Origin of the sequence: Endozoicomonas sp. NE40 (assembly GCF_040549045.1) — a bacterium.
Taxonomy (GTDB): Bacteria; Pseudomonadota; Gammaproteobacteria; order Pseudomonadales; family Endozoicomonadaceae; genus Endozoicomonas_A; species Endozoicomonas_A lisbonensis.
In genome coordinates this window covers 4,917,529-4,942,033 of sequence record NZ_JBEWTB010000002.1, presented here as the reverse complement: position 1 = coordinate 4,942,033, position 24,505 = coordinate 4,917,529, and the positions used below count along the sequence as shown (strand labels likewise).

Annotated in this window: 11 protein-coding genes; 7 read left to right on the top strand and 4 right to left on the bottom strand. The window is 46.6% G+C overall.

The features are described 5' to 3' along the window. Positions 1-993: an integrase domain-containing protein gene (locus V5J35_RS23185; RefSeq protein WP_354009397.1), complete on the bottom strand. Its 993-nt coding sequence runs from the start codon at positions 991-993 to the stop codon at positions 1-3. Between the two features lie 680 nt (positions 994-1,673). Beyond that, complete coding sequence (gene rtcR, locus V5J35_RS23180) at positions 1,674-3,272, bottom strand: RNA repair transcriptional activator RtcR (protein WP_354009396.1); 1,599 nt, start codon at positions 3,270-3,272, stop codon at positions 1,674-1,676. Positions 3,273-3,482: 210 nt separating this feature from the next. Here rtcR and V5J35_RS23175 point away from each other — a divergent pair, with 210 nt between their 5' ends. The 3 genes from V5J35_RS23175 to V5J35_RS23165 are packed head-to-tail and all read left to right on the top strand — an operon-like array spanning position 3,483 to position 6,081. Further along, the gene (locus V5J35_RS23175) at positions 3,483-4,319 is read left to right on the top strand and encodes a nucleotidyltransferase domain-containing protein (protein ID WP_354009395.1); all 837 of its coding nucleotides are present in this window, start codon (positions 3,483-3,485) and stop codon (positions 4,317-4,319) included. Then, positions 4,310-5,503, top strand: coding sequence for an RtcB family protein (locus tag V5J35_RS23170; RefSeq protein ID WP_354009394.1), 1,194 nt, complete (start codon positions 4,310-4,312; stop codon positions 5,501-5,503). The genes V5J35_RS23175 and V5J35_RS23170 overlap by 10 nt, the downstream gene beginning before the upstream one ends. A gap of 17 nt (positions 5,504-5,520) precedes the next feature. Next, positions 5,521-6,081 (top strand): hypothetical protein, encoded by a 561-nt coding sequence (locus V5J35_RS23165; protein WP_354009393.1) that lies wholly within the window; start codon positions 5,521-5,523, stop codon positions 6,079-6,081. 3 nt (positions 6,082-6,084) lie between these two features. On the opposite strand, the gene V5J35_RS23160 is transcribed toward V5J35_RS23165, so the two are convergent. Together V5J35_RS23160 and V5J35_RS23155 are read right to left on the bottom strand one after the other, a co-directional pair. Then, the gene (locus V5J35_RS23160) at positions 6,085-8,520 is read right to left on the bottom strand and encodes a DEAD/DEAH box helicase family protein (protein WP_354009392.1); all 2,436 of its coding nucleotides are present in this window, start codon (positions 8,518-8,520) and stop codon (positions 6,085-6,087) included. A 6-nt stretch (positions 8,521-8,526) separates the two neighbouring features. Further along, positions 8,527-9,126 carry a class I SAM-dependent methyltransferase gene (locus tag V5J35_RS23155; RefSeq protein WP_354009391.1) on the bottom strand — a complete coding sequence of 200 codons (600 nt, stop codon included), beginning with the start codon at positions 9,124-9,126 and terminating at the stop codon, positions 8,527-8,529. A 182-nt stretch (positions 9,127-9,308) separates the two neighbouring features. Here V5J35_RS23155 and V5J35_RS23150 point away from each other — a divergent pair, with 182 nt between their 5' ends. The 4 genes from V5J35_RS23150 to V5J35_RS23135 all read left to right on the top strand — a co-directional run bounded on the left by V5J35_RS23150 (position 9,309) and on the right by V5J35_RS23135 (position 24,347). Next, positions 9,309-10,118 (top strand): PolC-type DNA polymerase III domain-containing protein, encoded by an 810-nt coding sequence (locus tag V5J35_RS23150; RefSeq protein ID WP_354016515.1) that lies wholly within the window; start codon positions 9,309-9,311, stop codon positions 10,116-10,118. Further along, positions 10,075-14,526 carry a RecQ family ATP-dependent DNA helicase gene (locus tag V5J35_RS23145; protein ID WP_354016514.1) on the top strand — a complete coding sequence of 1,484 codons (4,452 nt, stop codon included), beginning with the start codon at positions 10,075-10,077 and terminating at the stop codon, positions 14,524-14,526. Before V5J35_RS23150 ends, V5J35_RS23145 begins: the two co-directional genes overlap by 44 nt. Before the next feature lie 221 nt (positions 14,527-14,747). Beyond that, positions 14,748-18,071, top strand: a complete 3,324-nt coding sequence (locus V5J35_RS23140) for an STY4851/ECs_5259 family protein (protein WP_354009389.1) — start codon at positions 14,748-14,750, stop codon at positions 18,069-18,071. Positions 18,072-18,080: 9 nt separating this feature from the next. Beyond that, complete coding sequence (locus tag V5J35_RS23135) at positions 18,081-24,347, top strand: DEAD/DEAH box helicase (RefSeq protein WP_354009388.1); 6,267 nt, start codon at positions 18,081-18,083, stop codon at positions 24,345-24,347. Positions 24,348-24,505 lie beyond the last annotated feature (158 nt).

Sequence of the window (24,505 nt, the reverse complement as noted above, 5' to 3'; positions counted from 1 at the left end):
TCAACCCTTCTGTTTTTTACGGCTACCTATGTAACTTGATACTACTGAGATTCGATTGTGCCCAAGTAGCTGAACTAAGTCCTGTCTAGCTTGTAAATCTCTGTGTTCATCTATTCCAATATGGCCTGATAAAACAGGTGCCAAATCTCCGGTAAGCAGTTGATATTGTTCACAAGCATAGGCTGCCCGAAGGTCATGCCGGTTATTCAGTCCATGCTTCTTGAGAGCAGGGCCACTATGCATACGCACCAACGCCAGAAAATCCTCAATCTTTTTACCGGCGGGAATCAGGTTATCCCCTTTGCCCTGCAACTTTGCAGCCCGAACCAAGGCTATACGAGCATAGTCTGATACTGGCAGCAGACGTTCAGCTCTTGAAGGGCTGGTAATGGTAGACTTGCCACGCCCGCCTTTCGTTCCCCGTTCAATATCTATTTTTCCGCAAGCTTTATTTTGCTCAAGAGCCTTATGACAATCCAGCAACACCGCTTCTCTGGAACGAAGCCCAAGCTCTCGACATAAGCCTAAGACTGCGGCAATGCGCTCCTGCCCCTTCAATATCAACTCCGCCTGCGCCTGTGCCAGCTTTTCACGACTCAATTCTGGTGGTTCAGTTCGAACTTTCTCTCGGTTTGCTTGTAAAGCCTCCGAAGGTTTGATTCGAATATCTTCATTGCCTCTCAGTGCCTTCAACACCACATTGCAGGTTGATAACAGATTCTGTGCTGTGGCAACAGTTAAGAGTTTACCCTGTCCCTCCAGCCTCGCGCGTAGATAAACGGCATAATGTCTCAGAGTCTGGTTATTCACCTGATGGGCTTCACAAATATTCTGGGTCTTACTCCAGGCACAAAACTGTTTCCAGCGCACAGCGTGGGTTGCTACTGTACAGCACTGACCGGGCATCATTTCTCTGAGCGCATTGCGCCCTGCATAGGACATCTGCCTGCCAAAGCCAAAATTATGCTCATTACGAGTTAAAAACTGAGGCACAGCCTATTCCCTCCATCCATATCTGGCACATCGGAAAATAAGCCCCAAAAACCCTGAACAAAGTTCAATGCGAAGCCACATCACGCAGTGGCCAGACGGGACATCCTGTAACGCAAGGGCTGCGGGCAGTAACGCTCATTACTCCAAGGAGCAGAGCTTTGCTGATGCCAGCAGCTGAGGCGATGGCTGTTATAACCAATACTGAAGATTGGTCGGGTTCAGCGAATTCGCCTGCTTATAAAAAAGCCCACTAAATCGTCAATAAGTGCCAGTAGAAGACACTGGTCTGGCTGTATGGTACGGCTGCCAATACACCAAGAGAGGGTCTCTTGAAACGGCTTTTGGGGAAATGCAATTACCCTGAACATTTGCGATGCCTGTCCTGCTGCTCGGTGAGCTGAGAGATGAAGAAAGCAGAATGCGTTATCGCAAATATCTGATAAGTGTCTGGTAACAGTCGATCCGGCAAAAGTACTGCCTGATCAACCTGAGCCAGTGTCGCTATGCACTGGCATCATTACAGCAGAGGTACTGCTGTGTGGAAGGACTCTCGAAGAGTGGTGGGTGCCTCACGGCACAAGTTAGTTTCTGCAACACATAGCGTCGAAGGAAAACTTCTCCTGTTGTTACAGAAACGCTGGAGACGAAAAGAATAGCAGGTTTTACTCATATCAGTCTTTTTAAGCCCGAATATCCTGAAAATTCAAGCCAAACTTCTGCAAATAATGTCGCAGCCGATGCGAGTCGTTCTGGCTTGCCTTGCTCTGACGGCTGACGTTAAACAGGGTTCTTCCCGCCTCTGCCATAGAGCGACTCTGCCGACAAACTTCGATCACATTACGCAGCTGTAGCTGATCAAAGTAATCCATCCCATTGATCTGTTCCTGTGGTAAATAATCTGCCAACAACAAACCCTTGTCTTCTCCTGAAGTATCCCATCGGGTTTTGAGTCTGGTGACTTCTGCCATGACATTCTCTTCATCAATCCGCCCGCTTTCACTCAATGTCACCATTCGGGTAATACTGGCGTTCAGATCTCGAAAATTAGACGACCATTGGGCTTGATCGCTTTTGGCAAAGTCCAGGTAGTCAGCCCTTGCCGCTTTGTTGAACCGTACCTGCTTGTTGTACAGACGCGTATGCTGCCGGAGTTCATAATCAATATTCGCTTCAAGGTCTTCCAGACGATCTTTTAATTTGGGAAGTTGCCAGTGCCAGAGGTCGATACGAGCCAGCAAGTCTTCCCTGAAGCTTCCCAGTTTAACGGCTTCACGAAGATTCCGATTAGTGCCTGCCAATAGTTGGAAGTCACTGTATACCGTCCTGTCACTGCCTACAGGGTAATAGCGTTTTTCTTCCAGAGCGTGCAACAGCATGGCCTGCTCATCCAGCCCCAACTCACCAATTTCATCCAAAAACAAAATGCCCTGATGCGCCTGTCTCAGATACCCCTCCCGCTTAGTAACCGCTCCCGTGAATGCGCCTTTCTGATGGCCGAACAGAGCGGACATGGCTCCTTCACCTTTCAGGGTGGCGCAATTGACGGCAACAAAACTGCCTGTAATTTTGTCATTCAATGATTTCAGCTCGTAGATACGCCTTGCCAGCTGGCTTTTGCCCACTCCGGTAGCACCTTCCAGCAACACCGGGTCGCGGGAGCGGATGGCCACACGCTCAATTTCTGCAATGACCTGATTAAAGGATTGACTGTGAGTCTGAATGCCGGCTTTCAGAAAGTCACTGCCTGTCAGGTGTTCCTCGAACAGGCGCTTAGCCAGAATATCGTATCGGGAGAGATCCAGATCAATGATGTGGATTTTACCTTTTGCCTTATCTTCATTCTCAGGAACTGGCGATACCTGGATAATCCGAGCGGGAAAAAGCCTGGCTTCACTGATCAGAAACATGCAAATCTGGTTTACATGCGTGCCTGTGGTGATATTGAAATAGTAATTCTCTTCATCTGTATTCAGAGGGTAATGCTCAGCAAAATCATACAACCAGCTGTAAATTTCAACAAAATCCCAGTGATCCTTCCATGCCGCTTCTATCAGAACAACCTCTGTTTCAGGTGATACCGACTGGATATCCTCCATCACTTTACGGGCAAGCCTGAGATAATCAGGGCTATATAGGAGTTCCAGCCGGTCAACCTGAAAATTATCCTGACTGACCAAGCTGACATTAGGTCTCCAGGTAGACCAGCGTTTGCTGCCCCTGCCCTTATTGTCTTTGACAATGCCCAGAATGCTGACAACAACGTTCTTTTTTCTAGTCATAGGATCTCTCAAAAAGAACCTATCGAATAAGATATATTCATATCAATTATTGTAGTTATTCATTATTCAAAACAATAGCCAGATACGGTCAAATCACCACAAATCAGCAGTACCCCCCCTGTAGATCAATAGGTTAGAAGATTTTTTAGTTGGCCATGAATTTATTGGCACAGTATTTGATCTAACTCTTCAGTACACCAGAAAGAACCAATGACCGAGACACCAACTTTCAGGGAAAGCAGTATGAGAGATGAAATCCTGCAACGTATTGAGGACATAGAACGAGAGCATAACGTCATTATTCACTATGCCGTTGAATCCGGCAGTCGTGCCTGGGGATTTGCCTCTGTGGACAGTGACTACGATGTACGCTTTATCTATTCACACGCACCATCGTGGTATCTCTCTGTTGATCTTGAGCAGAAACGGGATGTGATTGAATACCCCATTGTCGATGAGCTGGATATCAACGGCTGGGAACTGAGAAAAGCCCTCAAGCTGTTATGGCGTTCAAACCCTGCCTTGGTGGAGTGGTTGCAATCTCCCGTTGTGTATTGGGATAACGGGCTGTTCAGTCATCACGCCCGGCAACTGGTCGCTGACCTCTATCAAACAGACAAAGGGATATATCACTACCGAAGCATGGCTAAATCCAACTACCGGGAGTACTTGCAGCAGGAAGAAGTGCCTTTAAAGAAATACTTCTACGTGCTGCGCCCGTTACTGGCCATACAGTGGCTGAAACATTATCAGGAGCCAGCCCCTGTCGAATTTGATCGTTTAAGATCGGTTCTTGGGGCTAACCACCCGGTGAATAAAGCCATTGAGGAACTCCTTATTCTCAAACGTAGTAACGGAGAAACAAAAACCATTCAGGCAATTCCGGCGCTGCATGAGTTTATTGAATCACAACTATTTACGCTGGAAGCCTTCAGGGGCGGCCAGCCAACGACAGCGGCATCATTTGATTCCATCAATCATCTGTTCCGCACTATTTTGAACCATACCGCTGAAAATAATGAGAGAGGTACAACATTATGCCAGTGATCACTTTATTAGAGGGTACGGAGACCCAGAAGCCCGTAAAAATCTGGACGGATGAAGTCAGCCCGCAGGCACTTGAGCAAATGCGCAAAGTCGCCAGCCTGCCCTTTATTCACAAACATGTGGCAGGGATGCCCGACATCCATCTGGGCAAAGGTGCAACCGTAGGGTCTGTTATTGCGACCACCGAGGCCATTATTCCTGCGACTGTCGGGGTAGATATTGGTTGTGGAATGAATGCGGTTCAGCTATCTCTGAAAGCCACTGATTTACCGGATAATCTTCTGCAAATTCGTCATGCCATTGAACAGGTCATTCCTCTTGGGGCTGGCGGACAGCATAAAGATGCACAGATAGCTGGCGATTCACCGGTCGCCAGTGGCTTGCAACGTATTCTGGAAAAGCACCCAAATATTATTCAAAGGGGTAACCCGGATAAGTTCGTGCGCCAGATGGGCAGCCTTGGCTCTGGCAACCATTTTATTGAACTGTGTCTGGATGAACACGACAACCTCTGGGTGATGCTGCACTCAGGCAGCCGGGGCATCGGTAACCAGATTGGTCAGTACTTTATTCAACTGGCTCGCAAGGATATGGAACGGCAGCAGATTCATCTGCCCGACAGAGATCTTGGCTACCTGAAAGAAGGTTCTGACTTTTTTGATGACTTTGTTGAGGCCGTGGCCTGGGCGCAAAACTACGCCCTGCTGAACCGGGAGCATATGATGAACAGTATTCTGAAAGTGCTGCACCAGCACCTGAAGCCGTTCACGGTCATCAATGAAGCCATTAACTGCCACCATAACTTTGTTGAGCAAGAGGTCCATGACGGGCAACAAGTCTGGGTTACCCGTAAAGGGGCTATCCGGGCCAGAAGCAAAGAGCTGGGTATTATTCCAGGCTCTATGGGTGCCAAATCTTATATTATCCGTGGTAAAGGCAACCCTGAAGCGTTTTGCAGTTGCGCCCATGGCGCAGGACGGAGCATGTCCCGTACCGCTGCCAAAAAAGCCTTCTCTGTCCGTGATCTTGAAGACCAGACACTGGGCATTGAGTGCCGGAAGGACAAGGGCGTACTGGATGAAATTCCCGGCGCTTACAAAAACATCGATAAGGTTATGAGCCTGCAGGACGATCTCGTCGAGGTCGTACGCACACTGCGGCAGATTGTGAATGTGAAAGGTTAAGTAGAGGAGAAGTCACAATGACCTGGAATTACCGCGTGATTGAAACCTGCGACCCAGAAACCACGGAATCCATGTTTGCAGTCCATGAAGTTTATTATGACGATGAAGGCAATGTCGAAGCTTGGACTGAAAATCCAGTTAGCTGTCTTGGTGATTGTCCTGATGAACTGCGAGCGGACATCCATTTCCATCACCGGGCATTTTTAATGCCCGTGCTGATGGAAAAAATGGTTAACAATGAGACTACCCTGGTAGAGACAGCCCCTATTATCCGGCCAAACGCTGGTCATTATTATGAGTTCTGGGATCGCGTATGCATTGCGTCTGATTTTCTCTATCAGACGCTGGGCTCATACCCTCTGCTACGGGCTGAAAAAAAGCTGAAGCAGTTGTATATCGAGGTGGATCAGGCTATTGGTGCGCTGTACAGTGAAGCCGCTGAAATGGGCTTTGATAAAATTGACCGGAGTGGGATTTTCTCTCCCATTGTGGTCAAAGAGGGTCAGGGTTCTGAGCAGGAGACCAGAGCACAAAAAAGTCAAAAGCCTCCCGCAAACGTCCGGTATCGACAGGATTAAATGTCAACGTGGTCGTAGTTTCTTTCTCACACAGTATTGTTCCAGCCTCAGCTCTACCAACTCCTGCACCTGCTGGTGCAGAATATCCCGATGCTCAGGTCTAACATCTGCTTTAAAGGTAAACTGTCCTTTTCTAACTTCAAAAAAGGTATTCTCCCCTTCTGCAAAAGCTTTGACAGGATTCCCTTTCCAGTAGCTGTGCCAGCCTTTATCTTCCGCAGCCATTGCCTGCTGTTTGGCCGGTAGCTCTGAGCTATACAGTGCAGGGCGGCGTTTAAGCAGATGCCAGCTTCTGGTTGCCAGCACTTCTGTGGTCGGTGGATGAATAAAACCATCCAGTTCCAGAAAAGCATCCAGCAAAACCATCTTGAAGCATCGGGTCATAGATGCCTTTTCAATACCCTCCAGCAAAAATTGATGGTGGGTGTGGGCCACTCCAGACTCAGCCTTGCTCAACTCCTGCTCATGATCGAGCAGTGCAAACCAGCTACCCTTTTGCGAGCGAACCTTGTTGAAGTCAGTTCCTGTTTCCGCAAGGTAATGATAAAACTCAGTAGCCGTAGGGCGATAGCCAAGCAGTGATTTTAAGGACTGATATTCCTCAACCATACTGGCTTTCTGCTTGCGTGCCATACGCTCCAGAAAATCAATCACTTTAGGGTCATAGTTGGCAAAGCAGCCATCAGGCAAAGCGGTCGCCTGCTGTTTGATCTGCTCCGTAACCTGCCGGACAGAGTGACTATTGTGCAGGGCAACCGGCTTGGTCAGAAAGGATTTATGATTACCTATAAAGTCAATGACCACCAGATGCTGTTTGTCTTTATGGAGTCGCAACCCCCTGCCCAACTGTTGCAGGAACAGGATTTTGGATTCTGTGGGTCGAAGCATTAACACGGTATCAATGGCTGGCAGGTCAGTACCTTCGTTAAACAGGTCAACAGAAAACAGGACATCCAGCTCCCCTGTTTCCAGCTGATTTAGCGCTTCATGCCGACGAAGTTCAGAGTTACTGTAAACCGCCGCAGCCCTGAAACCGGCTTTGGCAAAAACCGTTGCCATAAAATCCGCATGGCGTTTGGAGATACAGAAGCCAAGCGTCCTTAACTGCTTCTTTTCCTGCCAGTGTGTCAGGATATGCCCTGCCCGCTTTCTGGAGGCAAAGGCATTTTCCAAAGCATTAATATCAAACTTGCCATTGCGCCAGGGGATTTCGTCGTAATCCACATATTTGTCGTCAACACCAAAATAGTGGAAAGGAGCTAGCAGCCGGGCATTAATACCACTGACCAGATTACGTTCAAACACCAGGTTGTTATCGCAGAGACTGAGAATATCCGCCTGGTCGGTTCGCTCAGGTGTTGCAGTCAGACCCAGCAAAAATTCAGGCTCAAAGTGCTTAAGAAGATTACGATAGGTCTTGGCATCAGCATGATGAAACTCATCCACCACAATATAATCAAAATGGTCTTTGCTGAACTGTTGCAGGTGTTCCGCCCGCCCAAGTGTTTGCACAGAGGCAAACAGCATATCAACCTCTTTATTACGCACTTTACCGTTATAAAAACCAGTGCGGGCGTCAGGGCGAATCCGTACAAAGGTTTGCTGCGCCTGCATAAGAATCTCTTCACGATGGGCGACAAACAACACCTTTTCTGCTTTGCACTGCTGGGTATCAAAAGCCGCCAGCCAGGTTTTACCCAAACCCGTTGCCAGAACCACCAGTCCTCTCCGATACCCGTCCAGTCGTGATTGCTGCAATGCCTGCAACGCTTCTGTCTGAATATCACTGGGCGTAGGGGCTTCTATCAGCTCTTCAGCTTCAACAGCCACCAGTCGCATTTTACGACGGCGTTTCAGGTAGCTATCAATCCACTCATGGCTTAAAGGTTTAACAAGGCTGTGGCTGAATATTTCACGAAACTGACGGCGAATATGGGCAAACTGCTGCACATAAAGATCATCAGTACTGCCTTTACACTGCAGCCGAAGATTCCATTCATGCCCCGTGGTTAATGCCGCTTTACTGATATTGCTGGAGCCTACATAGGCACAGCCCTCTATAAAATCGCCATCGTGGGTATGGATAAAAATATACGACTTCATGTGGAAGCTCTGCTGTCCGTCGCACTGATAAATGCGAATATCCGCATCACGCTCTTTCAGCAGCATCAGTTCCCGTAATGACTGGGGATCAGTGACATCCAGATAATCAGAGGTCAATATTTTAATGGTGGCTCCACGATTAACCGCATCGCTTAATGCACCAAACAGGAGTTTCAATCCACTGACACGAATAAACGCTACCGTGATCTCAATCTCTTGAGCACGGTTAATGGCATCAATCAGCTTTGGCAGCAGCGGATCATTCAGGCCGCCAGTGGTCAAGAGTGCAGAGTTGTTATCCTGATGAAATTGAGGATCAAGAGGTCTTGCTTCCATGCGTTATCAAGCCTTTTTAAGAGAAGCCTTTTTCAGAATGGCATTTAACCAGTGTTCATTTTCCCGACCGGGGCGCAGGTCTGTGGTGATCCAGCTTTTGGCCATTTCCAGGTCAGTTGTCGTTAAAATGGCTTCAAGCCCCGGTTCGTCGAGGTTAGTAAAGTGTCGCCCTTTTCGCACAACCTCACCGGAACCCAGCTTGAAAGAGCAATAAAAAACGCCCTCATTTTTTAAAAACTTGCTTAAGTGTGAGAAGGTTACGGCTAATTGTTCCACTGGCACATGAAGTAATGAGGCGCACGCCCAGATACCATCAAACAGCTGTCCGGCAGTGTAATCCAGAAACAGTGACGTCTGTACCGGCAGGCCGGTTAAGTCTGCTGCCCTTTTTGCCATGCACTCACTGCCATCGAAAGCAAATACCCGATACCCCTGCCTGAGAAAAGCCAGGGTATCACGACCCGAGCCACAGCCTGCATCAAGAATGGTCGCATTTTGGGGGAGATATGCCAGAAATGCCTGATGCAAATCCTGAGCTTCCACACCGACGGTGGACTCAAAAAACGAATCAGCGTTCTGTTCGTAAAAGTCGATGGTCTGAGTCATAAAAGAAGATGGTCATTGGATCATAACAGTGAACTTATGATGCCATTGTCTTATTGCGATGCAAACGAAACAGCCAGATTAACTGATGTCAGTCATTCTTATGCCGATAGCTTTTTTGTATAAATAAGTCTAAGTTCATAATCTGAAAGAATAAAAAGCCCTTTTTATTTATGATGAAAAGCTTGTCTGATCAACTATCATCCTTTGTTGCATTGGATCTTGAAACGACCCGTCAAGGTGTTATCCATCATATAGGAGCTCTGTCGCACCCTGACAGTGAACAGTTTGAGCGTAAGAAGATTTCCAGAAAAAATCTGGATTCAGTCCTTTCCGACCTGGATAATTTCTGTCAGCCCTGCCCTTTTCTTCTCGGTCACAACCTGCTCGGCCATGACCTGCCTGTTATAGAGAGTATCGCCCCTCAATTATCTCTACTGAACAAGCCGGTTATTGATACTTTATACCTGTCTCCTTTGGCTTTTCCCCGTAACCCTTATCACCGACTGGTAAAAGACTACAAGCTGGTCAAAGACTCAATCAATGATCCGGTGGCCGATGCACGGCTGGCGACTACCATCTTCCATGAGCAATATCAGGCTTTTCAGCAACAGGCGAAAGAGACACCCGACTTGATCCGGTTTTATCATTACTGCTTTTCTTCGGCTTGCGTCGCTACCCACGGTAACGACTGCAACGGCATGGAGCAGGTTTTTGCCTCACTGGTTAACAACCCGTTTACATCGGACGTTCAGGCTATCACGGCTTTCAAGGGCCTTACCTTGGGGTTAACCTGCCCCGCTCAGGCCAAGACTGTGGTCATTGCTCATCTTACCAACGCTGAAAGTAAACCTCTGATGGCTTACAGCCTGGCATGGTTGACTGTCTCTGGTGGTAATTCGGTACTTCCACCCTGGGTGCGTCATCGTTTTTCCGCAGGTTTCCGACATTTTGAAACAGTTAAGGGATATTCATTGCGGCGATTCAACCTGTGATTACTGCTCAGAAAATCATGATCCGGTCAAACAGTTAAACAAGTATTTTAATTACCCTGATTTTCGTACGACCAGCGACGGACGCCCCCTGCAACGAGATATTGTGCAAGAGGGTATGAATGAAAAACCTTTACTTGGGATACTTCCTACGGGGGGAGGAAAGTCCCTCTGCTTTCAAATTCCGGCACTGGTGCGCTACCAGCGACGAGGGTTATTAACTGTGGTTATATCCCCTCTGCAGGCGCTAATGAAAGACCAGGTGGACAATCTCCGTCAAAAGACCGGAACCATGGCAGTGGCTGCGGTTTATGGCATGCTGACACCACCTGAACGAGGTGCAGTGCTCGAACAAGTGCGTCTTGGCGATATTGCCCTGCTCTACATCTCCCCGGAACAATTGAGAAATAAATCCGTTATAAATGCACTGTCTCATCGGGAAATTGGTTGCTGGGTCTTTGATGAAGCTCACTGCCTGTCAAAGTGGGGACATGATTTCAGGCCGGATTATTTATACTGCGGGCGCTTTATTCGTGAAAGTACCGCTAAAAACAACCTGTCAATACCCCCTGTAGCCTGTTACACCGCTACAGCAAAAGCCGATGTTATTGAAGATATCTGTCAGCACTTTCAAACGCAGCTGAATCAGCCGTTACAGCTTTTTCTGGGTGGTGTTGAGCGTTCCAACCTTTTATACGAGGTTCACCCCACCAGCAATGCCGCAAAACACGGTCGTGTCGCTGAGCTGATTGAAGAGCGCCTGACTTCTGATGGAAGTTGCGTCGTCTATTGTGCGACACAAAAACATACCGAAGAGTTGTGCGAGTTTCTTATCCGCAAAGACCTCTCTGTCAGTCATTTTCATGGAGGGCTTGAAGCCCCGTTGAAGAAAGACATTCTGGAAAAATTTATAGCCGGGGATATACAGATTATTTGTGCTACCAACGCCTTCGGGATGGGGGTAGACAAAGAAAATGTCCGGTTGGTTATTCATGCGGATATTCCCGGCTCACTGGAAAATTATCTGCAGGAAGCAGGGCGAGCCGGACGTGACGAGCAGCCCGCCGAATGTATTTTGCTCTTCGATGAGCAGGATATAGAGACCCAGTTTAAGCTGGGTGCTCTCTCGGAAGTTCGACAAAACGATATACAGCAGCTCCTGCGAGGCATCCGTTTCCTTGAGAAAAAGCAGGGTGAGGATATTATTGTTACTACAGGAGAACTACTGAGATCAGATGCCGTAGACACATCCTTTGACATGGATGATAAATCCGCTGATACCAAGGTGAAAACTGCGGTAGCATGGCTGGAGCGTTCAGGATTTCTGGAGAGAAACGAAAATTCTAATCAGGTGTTTCAGGGGCAAGCCCTGTTCTCCAGTCTTGAAGAGGCTTCAGAGCAACTGGACCGACTGAGCCTGACGCCTTTTCGCCGTAAACAATGGGATATTATTTTACAGGCATTGATCAATACCAAACCCGATGAGGGGATCAGAGCCGATGATCTGGCGGAAGCTATTGGTACCCAGATCAAAGACCCGAAAGTCCGCAGTCAGCTTAAAACCGCCGATATCATAAAAATCCTTAACCAGATGGCTGATGTCGGACTGGTTTCCAACGGGTTGTTGATGACCGCTTTTCTGCGCCCCAAGGGAAAAAACAATGCCAGGCTTACCTGTCAACGACTGTGCCAGCTGGAAAAGGCAATGCTGTCGAAACTCAGGGAAGCACACCCGGATGATCACGATGACACGCCTTATCCTCTGAATATCCGTGAGCTCAATCAGGCGATGCTTGATGAGGATTTGAGTTTCAGTAATCCGGCGCTATTAAGAAATTTGTTAAAGAGTTTATCAGAAGACGGGCGGGGACTGGCTGGCTCCAGGGGCAGCATCAAGCTTAATTACATCAGCAAAGATCATTACAAAGTGACCCTGTGCAGACCCTGGTCAAAGATTCAGACCATTATGGAAAAGCGTCACGGGCTTTCTCAGCGCATTCTGGAAACACTTTATCAGGCGATACCAACAGCAGAGCAGTCCTCACAAACAGAGGTACTGGTAGAGTTTTCCCTTGAGAGCCTTCGGGACTCCATTCGTCAGGATATGACGCTGGATGTGAGCAAAGATAAAGAAATGGCCGCCATAGAGCGTGGCATTCTGTTTCTGCACGAACAAAAAGCCATCATCCTCCAACAGGGATTGGCGGTGTTCCGTTCAGCTATGACCTTACGGCTGAATAACGAAGCCAGCTCCCGACGTTATAACAAAGGCGACTACGATCCGTTGTTCCGGCATTACAAAGCAAAAATCACTCAAATTCATGTGATGAACGAATACGTTCGACTGGGTCTGCAAAAAATGACGTCAGCCCTACGAATGGTCAGGGATTATTTTGAACAGGATAACGCCGGTTTTCTTAACCAGTATTTCCGTGGCAGAAAATCAATTCTGAAGCTGGCGACCAGCCAGAAATCCCTGAAAAATATTGTTGACTCCCTGGCAAATCCTCACCAACAAGCCATTGTTCAGGCACCTGTCGATAAAAACATGCTGGTTCTTGCTGGGCCGGGTTCAGGTAAAACAAAAATTGTCGTACATCGCTGTGCCTACCTGTTACGAATTCAGCGGGTTCGCCCTTACAGCATTCTTGTTTTGTGTTACAACCACAGTGCAGCCATCACCTTGAGGAAGCGACTGCAAAAACTGCTGGGTAAAGAAGCTCGAACCGTGACCGTACAAACCTTCCACGGGCTGGCGATGCGGTTGACCGGCATCAGCTTCCATGCCAAACAACAAAAACAGTCAGCTGAAGAGTTTAACTTTGACGATTTGATTCCCAAAGCCACAGCCCTGCTTCGGGGAGAAATCAATTTACCCGGATTTGAAGGTGACCAGATCAGGGAAAAACTACTGGCTGGGTTTCAGCATGTTCTGGTGGATGAATATCAGGATATTGACCAGCAACAGTACGAAATGATTTCTGCCATCACCGGTCGCTCCCTGCAGGAAGGGGAAGAGAAACTATCCATTCTGGCCGTGGGCGATGACGACCAGAGCATTTATGGCTTCCGTGCTGCCAATATTCAATATATCAGACAGTTTGAACAGGATTATCAGGCACAACGTCACCACCTTGTACAGAATTACCGTTCTACAAAGCACATCATCCATGCCGCAAACCATTTGATTCAAAGTAACCGGGATCGAATGAAAACCCGTCATGACATTACCATCAATGAAGGCCGATTGACCCAGCCAGCCGGAGGCAAGCTCGAAAGCAGCGACCCTGTCAGTAAAGGTCAGGTACAAATCATTCAGTGCGACGATATTAAGCAACAAACATCAGGCTGCGTGGCTGAACTGGAACGACTGAAGCGCATCATGCCTGGAATTCAGTGGAGTGACTGTGCAATCCTCGCCCGAAACGGCATCAGCAAACAGGAACTGACCCATATTCGATCTGCGCTGGAAGACAGGGGTATACCGTTCAGCCTCCCTTTGGAAAATAACCAGAACCTGCCTCTTTTCAGAATCAGGGAATTTCAACAGCTTTTGAATGCACTGGATCAACATAAGAGTGAACTGGCTAACACCGGACAAATTTGGGAATGGTTCACTGCACTGCAACTGCCCAAGTCACCCTGGAAAAGTAAGATTTTGACGCTGTTGGAACATTGGGAACAGGAAACAGCCGCGAGCGAAACGCCTGTCAGTGCATTTACGGCGTACGTCGTTGATTACCTCAGGGAGTCCAGAAGAGAACAAAGGCTCGGAGAAGGCATATTCCTTGGAACGGTTCACAGTGCCAAGGGTATGGAATTTAAAGTGGTTATCCTTCTGGATGGAAGCTGGCAGCTTCGCAAACCACAGGAACAGGAAGAGGAACGACGGTTATTTTATGTGGGGATGACCCGTGCAATGGATTTGCTGGTGATCTTCCGGAGAAATGATTGCAGTAATCCTCATATCCACGATCTGACTGAAGGGGTAGAAGACGCACTTTGTGTTCGCACGACACAAAACCACGGAAACTATCCCCTGAAACAATACCAGATTCTCGGATTGCAGGATTTGTATCTCAGTTATGCTGGCAATTTTCATAAAAATCATCGCATCCACACAATACTCCGTCAGCTGAACGTGGGTGATCAGCTGATTCTGCAGCAGGATGCCAAAGGGCATAAATTGATTTACCAGGATCAGGCTTTGGCAGCCCTGAGTGCAAAGCGTTCACAGGTATTGAGTGCGGCTAAAATACCAGACAAACAAACGGCTTATATTTTAGGCTTGGTAACCTGGTGCAGTGAGGACTCTGGAGAGGAGTATCAAGATAGGCATCAAAGTGCCTGCTGGGAAGTTCCTTTGGTTGAGATCAGGAGTGATTTTGACAACTATCTATCCCGGAACTAACTCTAATTATTGCTTAGAATAGGAACTTAGCTGTACGCTTTATCTATAAAGAGATTCTACTTCGAATTGACTAAAAACATTTAATGAAGCCTCTCTCGGGGCAAGCTCAGGGTATCAGGTAACATATCTGATTAATGTTCGTTCGCAGCAAGGAATCGAAGATATTTAAAAGGATGTAGCCAGCTGATCTATCATTCTGCTGGCTCTAGGGGTGATTGTAGATGCCAACAATAAATCAATTAAAAAACTGGTTAAGTGAATTTTTATTCACCAGAAGACACTTTCAAGGGCCTGTGAGTCGAAAGCCCCTCTTCAGCTACCAAGCCTCTCACGAAGAATATAAGCAGCTAGAATCGCTTCTGAGACAAAATAGCGATTTAGCCCTGAGCCCTATATATACAACACATTGGGCGGCAGGGTTCTGCTTATTCGTCTCAGAATGGTTTCGGAGGGAACGCGATGGTGACTGGTCATGGAGTGAGGTGGAAAACAGGCTTGGAATCAGTTTCTCCTCGACACAAAGAAGTCACCTTCTTGAGAATGGACTAGTAGGCTACTGGGGTCGAAGTATAAGAGTTCGTGATCATCATGGTAGACGAGACCTGCTTGGCTCCTTGTTTGCTGAGGGAGGGTTACCATGGCAGTTAGTTCAGAGTGAAAACAATGGCTTTGGCCGAACAGTCAGGCGAGGGTTGAAGAATTACTATCGAACTGAACGTGGTCTTAGAACGACACTCGATATCATTAGTGGGTCAGAAAATTACTTACCAGACGCTTTTGCCAATCATGAGACAATGCAACTTCTTGCTGGAATTGTTGACCAATTAATGTTTCTTGCTGAAAAATTCGACATCAAAGAACAAGATAATCCTGTTGCATTTCTTGATAAAAAAAGCCCAGACTGGCGCTACGCATTTCCCGTGCCTTTGGATGAAGCAAATGCACAATCACTTCTCAATGAGTGGCTTAAGGATGCAGGACAAAGGCATCAAAAGAGACAAAACTCTCTGGAAAATGAAAAAGCTTTTACTTGCGAACATAAACTTCAGGGAGCGCTACCGTACTGGTCTATCACCAGTGAGCTGTATCTCCCCAGAGAAACAATTATTCCGTTTATTGAAAACCTGACTTCTACGAGATTTGAACTTGGTTTTTTTGAGGGTGATCAGCTGTTGGCCAAGGGTGGCGCTGTATATGCTCAAAGTGATGAAAATGGCCTGAAAATCAGGTTTCAAGAAATTGTGATTTCTCTCAAGAGAAAGCGTGTCGTGCTACCTATAGTGCTAAAGCTTATGGACAGTGGTCGGGCTGTTCATATCTTTAATTTTGATAACAGCGCTCTTGACTTAACAAATAGCCCACTCTTCTTCGAGCCTAGAGAAGATGAATGGTGGTTGGCAGCCCAGGCCTCATGCAAAATTGCATCGTCAAAGGCCAGAATGCGTTTACCCTTTGGAGCCAGCATTATATCCGGATCACCTGAGCTGATTTCAGAGGAACCAGATTCAGCAAACTGGTTTGAAACAATAGATGATTTGCTGATCGATAAAGCACCAGATATATATAGACTGACTCTAAAAACTCAATCAGACAGCTCATCACAGCCCTATTTAACCGGTAAAATAGCCCTTTTTGAGTCACGCTCTAATACTGTTTTTGTCGGTTTTCCAAAACTTAATCTTCCAGAAGATTCCTCATACGACATACATGACCTTCATCATTGGGTAAACAATGAAAAAATCGACAATGTTCATACTTATTCGAAAGCGGGAACGGTTCCCTACTCTATAAAAAACGAACAAGGCGAAACACTTCTGCAGCGACGAATCAGTACACTGCCTGAAGGGTTCTACTTATCTACCTTACCAGCTGTTAGTGGTCAGCCAGCAAAAATAAGAGTCCATAATGGCAGGGATCTACTACTTCAAGTTCTTGGTGATGACATCACTTACAGGGAAGAAAAAACAGGACAGCATCACTACATTATTCTGGAGCATAGCTCAGACAATGTTCCAACACGTTTTCGCCTTGAAGTATCCAGTGATCGACGCACAGAACCCGTTGAGTTGATATTGCCCTATCCTTATCAGGGTGCGCGACTTATTGATTCTGATGGAACACAAATACAAGATAATGAGTTAACGTTGTCAGACCTGCTGGGAACACAACTGGTTTTGTTTTCAGGTCAGGCTCTTGAACAAACTTTTCATTTAAATATGCAGCTTGTTGCCAGTCATATCAAGTACAAGAATGCTGAAAAACTAACCAGACACTATTCTTTCAAGATTGGTCAGGAGCCTCTACCACTCAGCCTATTCAGTTTTCAGAATGATATGGCTCAACTTCTTGGTTCTGTAGATGATCAGGACGCATTCATCAGGCTTACTGTAGATTCTACCCACTCACTTCTGAGATTGAATATCCGGCGTTACTCTGGATTTATTGAGTGGCAAGGTAATAATGTCTTTGCCATATATGATCATAACAGTCATGTCATCAGTGAGCCTGTCGCCGCCGAAGCCATGCTTTTGCCCGACCCCAAACAAAAGCCAGTTGAAATTCATCAGATGAAATCCGAGGGGGTTGGAACGGGTTATTATGAAATTCTTGCAGCTATGGATAAATCTGGCCCCTGGTTGATCTATCCCTGTTCAGAGTCTTCTACGCAGTTCCGCCCTGCATTGCATCTGACAAAAATTGATAATGATAAAAATGTCACCGAAGCAAAATCACTGCATCAGGCAACTCAGCTATTCCACCCCCATGACAATCCAGATGTTATTGATATTCAGGTGCAGGAGATGAGCCAGGATCTGACACATAGCGGTTGGCATTATTTAGAAGACCTCAAAGCGAATTTTGGGCACCTGCCCCTGTCAGTATTTGAAACCTGGCAGTCTGTTGCAAGAAACCCCAAAGCGCTGGCTGCTGCCATCTTCAGGCTTCAACTGGACGAAAGGTTCTGCTCTCGAATAAAAGATGAGTTGGCAGTTATCTGGGAAAGCATTTCTGTGTCAATTTGGCATGAATCTTATAATTTAGCCAAGAACTGGTACGAACAATTAGGTTTGAGTGAAGACCTATTAGAAAACCTGTTAGAAAATCGCCGGAATGTGCTGCTAGTTGTTGTTTCTGGATTTAAATTTCTGGGTGATTTTATCGCTACAGGAAAAAAAGAGAGTTTACAAAAGACGCCACCTTTGGAAATAATTCTACCTCAGTGGTATCAGGGCTTACGCCAGCAACACAGCTCTGACAGGCAATGGCCAACAGCGCTTGGTATTGAACTAAGAGCATGGGTTCAACATCAGGAACTGCCAGACACAATTAAGCTCTTGTCAAGCATGACGTACACCCATGCTGCCACTCTGCTGCCAATTTTTATGGCCTATGTCACCGCCGGAAAAACGAGCATGTCGTCGCTTTATTCCGATGAAGCATACTTGAAATATAACATTCAAAATATTTCTGATTTCGACCGAAATAACTGGTACACACCAGTACATGCATTGATGGTTTCTTACCTGCTGGCCAAAGATGAATAGGAGATAGATATGCAATATTTTACTGATTTGGTTAAGCAGAGCTTGTCCCGAAGCAGAGAAGCAACCCTCAGTGTTCTCGGAATAAATGACACAGGCCTTAGAACTCACCTTTCCTGCCAGATGAATGATGAACTCGGTGCAGAAGGCTGTTTCCTGGCTCCACCTGTTTTTGAGCATACATTTGGCTGGCAGGAATCAGCCAAAACTCTGAACGAACTCGAAGGTGGCTTACTTTCAAAAACACTTATAGATACCCTTGAAACATCCCACGCCTACCAATTTCCCAGAACAGCTCACCCTTACAAACATCAGCTAGCTGCATGGAACACTCTGCTTGATGACACACCCAAATCAGCCGTCATTACCAGTGGTACTGGCTCAGGTAAAACTGAGTGTTTTATGGTTCCTATTCTTGAGGACCTTATCAGAGAGCAGCAGGAAAGTAAGAAGCCCCTGATAGGCGTCAGGGCTTTATTCCTCTACCCATTGAACGCCCTTATAAACTCACAACAAGAGCGGCTGGATGCCTGGACCAGAGCTTTTGACAAAGATATTCGCTTCTGCCTATACAATGGCAAAACTGAAGAGAGCAAGTCATCACCAAAAATAAGGACACTGCAAAGAGAGCACCCTAACCAACAGCTGTCCAGAGAATCCCTGAGAGAAGAGCCAGCACCTATCCTGCTGACCAATGCTACGATGCTTGAATATATGCTGGTCAGGCAGGTAGACAGCCCTATTCTTGATATTTCTCGTAAAGAGGGTTCATTAAGATGGATTGTGCTGGATGAAGCACATACCTATATCGGTTCGCAGGCAGCTGAATTATCTCTGCTCCTGAGACGTGTAGTTCAGGCATTTGGCAAACAAGCCAGAGACATTCGTTTTATTGCAACGTCCGCAACCATCGCTGGGGCTGAAGCAGAGGAAAAGCTAAGAGACTATCTGGCTGGTCTTGCCGGAGTGGATAAAGAGCAGGTCAATGTAATCGGTGGCTCAAGAGTATGGCCTGATATTGCAGTACACCCAAAAGAAAATCAGACTTTGGAACAATTGTTGTCCATTGAGTCTGAGCAAGAAGTTTCTCAAAAGCGTTTTGAAGCTCTGGAGAAAAGCAATATAGCTACTGCTTTGCGCCACGCTGTAGTCAGCCATGACAGACCTCTTGATCTGAATGATTTGATCAATTGTGTTGATTCCGATCTCAAAAACACTGATTGGAAAAGTAAGCAACAAGAAGTTCTCAAATGGTTAGACTTATTAACCGGCACCCGCTACTCCAGTGATGAGCCTCCATTCCTGAAGCTGAGGGCACACTTTTTCCAACGAATGCTGCATGGTTTATGGAGTTGTGTCGACCCGGCCTGTACTGCCAAGAGTGGGCATTTAAAAGACTGGCCATTTGGTAACGTGTATGTAACGCAACGGTCTCGCTGCAATTGTCAGGCACCTGTCTATGAATTAGCTTTCTGCCATGATTGTAAGGCTCCCCACCTTGTTGCTGAAGATCGTCATGGAGAGCTGCACCAATGCAGCCCCTACTCTGGTGATGAATTCTCTTTAACTTATGAACCCGAAGAAGATGAGCTACCAATTGAAAATGATAACTCATCGTCAGGTGTAAAGTCCGGACAGTCTTTTGCTATTGCATCTAATGGCAGTAAATTTGCAGAATATTTGGATGTATCTCTTGATCTGGAGTCATTAAAACTTGGCAGTTTGTCTGCCCAGAGAAGCACTTCCATTCAAATAGCTTCAACCAGAGACCAGTGCTGTTCAAATTGTGGCGTGGATACTTCCAGGCGAGATAGCTTTTTACAGAAAGCTTATCTGGGCTCCCCCTTCTATGTGGCAAATGCTGTGCCTACGGTTTTGGAGTTTTGCCCAGATCCTGATAAAAAAGATTGTAACGGAGAATCGCCTGAGGAGTTGCCCGGACGAGGCCGCAAGCTAATCACCTTTACAGATAGCCGTCAGGGTACAGCTAGAATGGCTGTGCGAATGCAGCAAGAGGCTGAACGTTCCAAATTAAGAGGGCTTGTTTTTTCGTCGTTAAGAGGAGCCCAGGCAAAAGCTAATCTTGAGCCACAGAATAAAACTGCATTGAGTTACGAAAGCTTGATTGAAGAAGCATTAAGCATGGAAGCAAAAGGCTTACACACCATTGCCGATCAGATTCGAAAAGAAGCAGAAAAGGTCAACTCAGGTGGCACTGAACGTAATTTTGTTGAGCTGGAGTGGGATCATATAGTCAAAGAACTTGCCAGCACCTCAGACATCAGCAAATTTATTCTCGATTATAACCGCTATGCAAACCCAATCTTGTTTGGTGACTCTATGGCTGGTTTTCGAATGTCAGCCTTGCTTATGGCAAGGGAATTTTCCCGCAGACCAAAAAATCAAAACAGCTCTGAAACGCTTGGGCTCGTAAAAGTAAATTATAAAGGTCTTGAAAGAATACAAAGCTCACCAGAGTATTGGGAAAGCACGCCCGCTGTGCCTGCAACGGGCGATTTCCTTGATCCACAAACTACTCTGACCCTACAGGACTGGAAAGACTTCCTGAAAGTAGCTTTGGACTTTTATATACGGGAGAACACGTTTATTGCCCTTGACCCAGTAATGCAAAGCTGGATGGGAAGCAGGTTTACACCCAAGAAACTATTTCCCTCAGACGCTGATATTGAGACCAGTACAACCATTAAAAAGTGGCCAATTGCCAGTCCTAAACAACCCAATCGTTTAGTAAAACTTTTAGAAACCGCCACTGGCTTTGATAGAAAGGTACAACTTCAGGCGGACAAAATAAATTCATGGCTCCGGCAGGCATGGAAAGATTTGACCGAAAAAACTCTGATTTTGGAAACAGTAGACAGAGGTCGGGTTTTAAAACTGGAAACATTAACGTTCTCACTGCCTACAGAAGCATGGGTTTGCCCACTGACACACCGTTTGCTGGATACCACTTTCAGGGGACTCACTCCCTACCTTCCCAGAAATTACAAGGAAAAGGATTTCCGCTGCCGAAAGGTCACAATACCAGATTTATCTCAGTTGACTACTGATAGTAGTGGCGTCCCTGTTTTAACCCAGATCCGTCGCCTGGTCGAACAGAACAGCGACATTAAGGCTGCCCGGAATGAGAATCTGTGGACTGATATCAATGACCGAACCGTAGAAGGTGGATTCTATTACCGCACTGCTGAACACTCAGCCCAGCAGTCTTCTGAGAAGCTTGACCAATACGAAGACTGGTTTAAAACTGGCAGAGTGAATGTATTGAACTGTTCGACCACCATGGAAATGGGCGTCGATATTGGTGGTATTTCAGCGGTTGTCATGAATAATGTGCCTCCACACCCAGCTAACTACTTGCAACGTGCGGGACGTGCAGGACGAAGAAATGAAGCACGAGCCATTTCATACACACTTTGTAAGGCTGACCCACATAACCAGAGAGCATTCACCAATCCTAAGTGGCCGTTCATTACCGCTATACCCGCACCAGGCATTACTTTAAGTTCTGACCGGATTGTTCAGCGTCATGTCAATTCTATGTTATTGGCCATGTTTCTTAAGCAATACGCCAGTACTGACCGTGACAGAACGAAGCTGAACGTAAAATGGTTCTATGGTGGCGAGAACGAGTCACAATGTCAGAAATTTATCGACTGGCTTCAATCTCAGCCTGATGAAATAGAAGAATCTATCCGGCAGCTTGTAAAGAATACAGGATTGACAGGGCGTTCACTGGTATCAATCTGTAATGATGGAGTGGAAAAACTCAGGGAAATTCAGGAGCGCTGGCAACAGGAGTTTAACAAACTGCAAAGTAAGCTGAAAGCAGATCTGGAGCCAGCTTATAAACGCGCCCTTCAGTTGGAAATGAAAAGGCATGAAGAGGAATACCTGCTTCGGGATCTTGCTGCCCGCGCATTTTTGCCAGGGTACGGCTTTCCTACAAATGTCGTTAACTTTAACAATTATAATGTTGAAGATTTCAAGCAAGACAGGGGTCGAAAGAATAAAGACAAAGCCAGCCGGGAAGATAATATCTTCACAGCTAAGGAACAACCCAGCCGTGGTATGGATATAGCCATTCGGGAGTATGCTCCGGGAGCCCAGATCGTTATTGATGGCAGAGTTTATCGTTCGGCTGGCATTCAGCTTTTCAGTGCCTTCCAGAACACTCAGAAGTTTGATATTGCCTGGCGGTGCAATAACTGTGGTGCTACAGGTGTCGTTGAGAATGCCTACAGCAACAGTGATAACTTGAAATGCAATCACTGCCATACAGAGATACGGCATTCTGAGAAAAAAGAAATCTTACGGCCAGCTGGCTTTACAACTGATTTTTATGAAGCCACCAGCAACGATATTAGCTCTCAGAAATTTATAAAGGTTGAGCGTCCAAGGATAGAGCTGACTGGCGAAGCGTTAAGCCTCCCGGATAAACGATGCGGTTTTATCAAATACGGACATAACGGCTCTGTGTTCTACCATTCTTCGGGTGAGCATGAGAAAGGCTATGCAATCTGCATGAGTTGTGGCAAAGCAGACTCGATGAATGTGGACGGCACCATTCCGCAGTATTTGGCGGTGCCAAATACTCACAGACCCATTGGCGGGAAACCCCGTCAGGGCAGGCTGGAAGAGTGTACCGGGTCCGTTAAGCCTCATGTTCATTTGGGGTATAAAATCCAGACCGATGTGCTTGAGATATATCTCAGAAACCCCGTTACCGGCCAATGGCTCAGTGACTCTGTTGCACACCAGGTGATAGCAACCACTCTGGCTGTTGCTTTAAGGGATGCAATAGCGGACGAGTTGGGTATTGCCAGCACAGAGATGGGCTTCGGATACAGGCTCGATAAAGATCTTGAAACAGGTCAGGGGCGATCTGTTGTGCAGGTATTTGATCTTGTAAGTGGGGGAGCGGGCTTTGTTGTTGCAGGTGTCAGCAACATATCAAGTCTGCTTAAAAAAGTTCACAACCGGCTGGAGTGTGGAGCCCATTGCGAAAACGTCTGCTCTACCTGCCTCGCCAGCAAAGACAGCCGGGTTGAACAGGAAGAGCTGGATAGAAACGCTGCAAAACAGTGGCTTTTAGACTGTGAATTCAGCGCTTATCTGGAGCTTCCCAAAGACTTCAGCTCCATCAGTGGTGCCACCTACTGTTCTCAAACCAGTTTGCAGTTCATTCGCTCATCAATGAACAAACTATCAGGTGAAGCCGGGCAAAAGACAATCCAGATTGCACTGACAGGGGCTGTCAGTGAGTGGGATTTAGCCCATCCAGCGTTCAGGGAACTTGTCCTGAGCTGGCAAATAGTGGATAAATGTGCTGTCCGTCTGGCTGTTGAAAATCCAGATCATCTGGACGATGAGGCTAAACGTAGCCTGCAATTGCTCAGTGATTTTGGCATCAGTATTGTCGCAATGGGCGAGAACTGGTTAAGCAGTGATCCCTATCTTCTGGTTCAGGTCTACTCCGATGTTGAATGCTACAGTCTCTACAGCAACAGAAAGGAGCTGACACAACCGGGAGAAAACTGGCTACAGTCTGAACAGACCTACACTTTGATTTCATCAAAAGCGATCAGTGTCGTAGAAAGCAGCCCAATAGATACATCAGGCTGGAGCCCTGTAGCGGCTGGCACATCGATTCTACAGCTCACGACTGAACTGAATGGCCCGGTCATTTCCTTGTGTAACAGACTTAATAAACTAATAAAAGAAAAAGCCCCAGACTTGGCTGCATTGATTGAAAGCGATAGTGCTGTTCAGGTGAGTTACTCTGACAGGTATTTGAAATCACCCTGGTCATTGTTGCTCTTGAGTGGTTTTTTACATCTGTTTAAAGGCGAAAAACTCAAACGGGTTGCAGTACAGAGTCTCCGGGCAAGCAATCGTGACAGCAGTTATTGGATCAACCATGATTGGGTATACGCTAACGATCAGGAAGAGATTCTATCACGCTGGCTTCAGAGTGTTCTTAGTTGTGAGCCTGAAATTCAGATTCTTGATCATCCAAAGGAGCTGATGCATGGCAGAGTAATTACTATCGATTGGGCATCAGGAAAGCAAAGTAAAATTCTTCTTGATCAAGGAATGGGCTACTGGTATGCCAGAATGCCATACAAAGACGGTATGGAGTTTGATTTCCGGGCAGAAATAGACGACCAGATCGTCTCTATGTTCGAGAAGTTCAAAGTGGCTAATATGGTCAACTCTGGCAGCTGGCCAACCTATTTAGCGGTAAGTACCGATTCGTAAGCTGGTATCTCTAACGTAAGCGTATCTGACAAAGTGGGTTATTTCATTCTCCACTTTGTCAGATACATAACAGGTTATCCTTCCGCATAGCTGTCCCACATGAATTATTCCCCCTCAACGGTAGGTTCTACAGGCGACTCACAGTATAATTCCGGTAA

Excerpts from the sequence above, each read along its gene's own strand:
- V5J35_RS23170 (WP_354009394.1), top strand. The coding sequence starts at position 4,310 with ATGCCAGTGATCACTTTATTAGAGGGTACGGAGACCCAGAAGCCCGTA.
- V5J35_RS23135 (WP_354009388.1), top strand. The coding sequence starts at position 18,081 with ATGCAATATTTTACTGATTTGGTTAAGCAGAGCTTGTCCCGAAGCAGA.
- V5J35_RS23165 (WP_354009393.1), top strand. The coding sequence starts at position 5,521 with ATGACCTGGAATTACCGCGTGATTGAAACCTGCGACCCAGAAACCACG.
- rtcR (WP_354009396.1), bottom strand. The coding sequence starts at position 3,272 with ATGACTAGAAAAAAGAACGTTGTTGTCAGCATTCTGGGCATTGTCAAA.
- V5J35_RS23175 (WP_354009395.1), top strand. The coding sequence starts at position 3,483 with ATGACCGAGACACCAACTTTCAGGGAAAGCAGTATGAGAGATGAAATC.
- V5J35_RS23140 (WP_354009389.1), top strand. The coding sequence starts at position 14,748 with ATGCCAACAATAAATCAATTAAAAAACTGGTTAAGTGAATTTTTATTC.
- V5J35_RS23160 (WP_354009392.1), bottom strand. The coding sequence starts at position 8,520 with ATGGAAGCAAGACCTCTTGATCCTCAATTTCATCAGGATAACAACTCT.
- V5J35_RS23155 (WP_354009391.1), bottom strand. The coding sequence starts at position 9,126 with ATGACTCAGACCATCGACTTTTACGAACAGAACGCTGATTCGTTTTTT.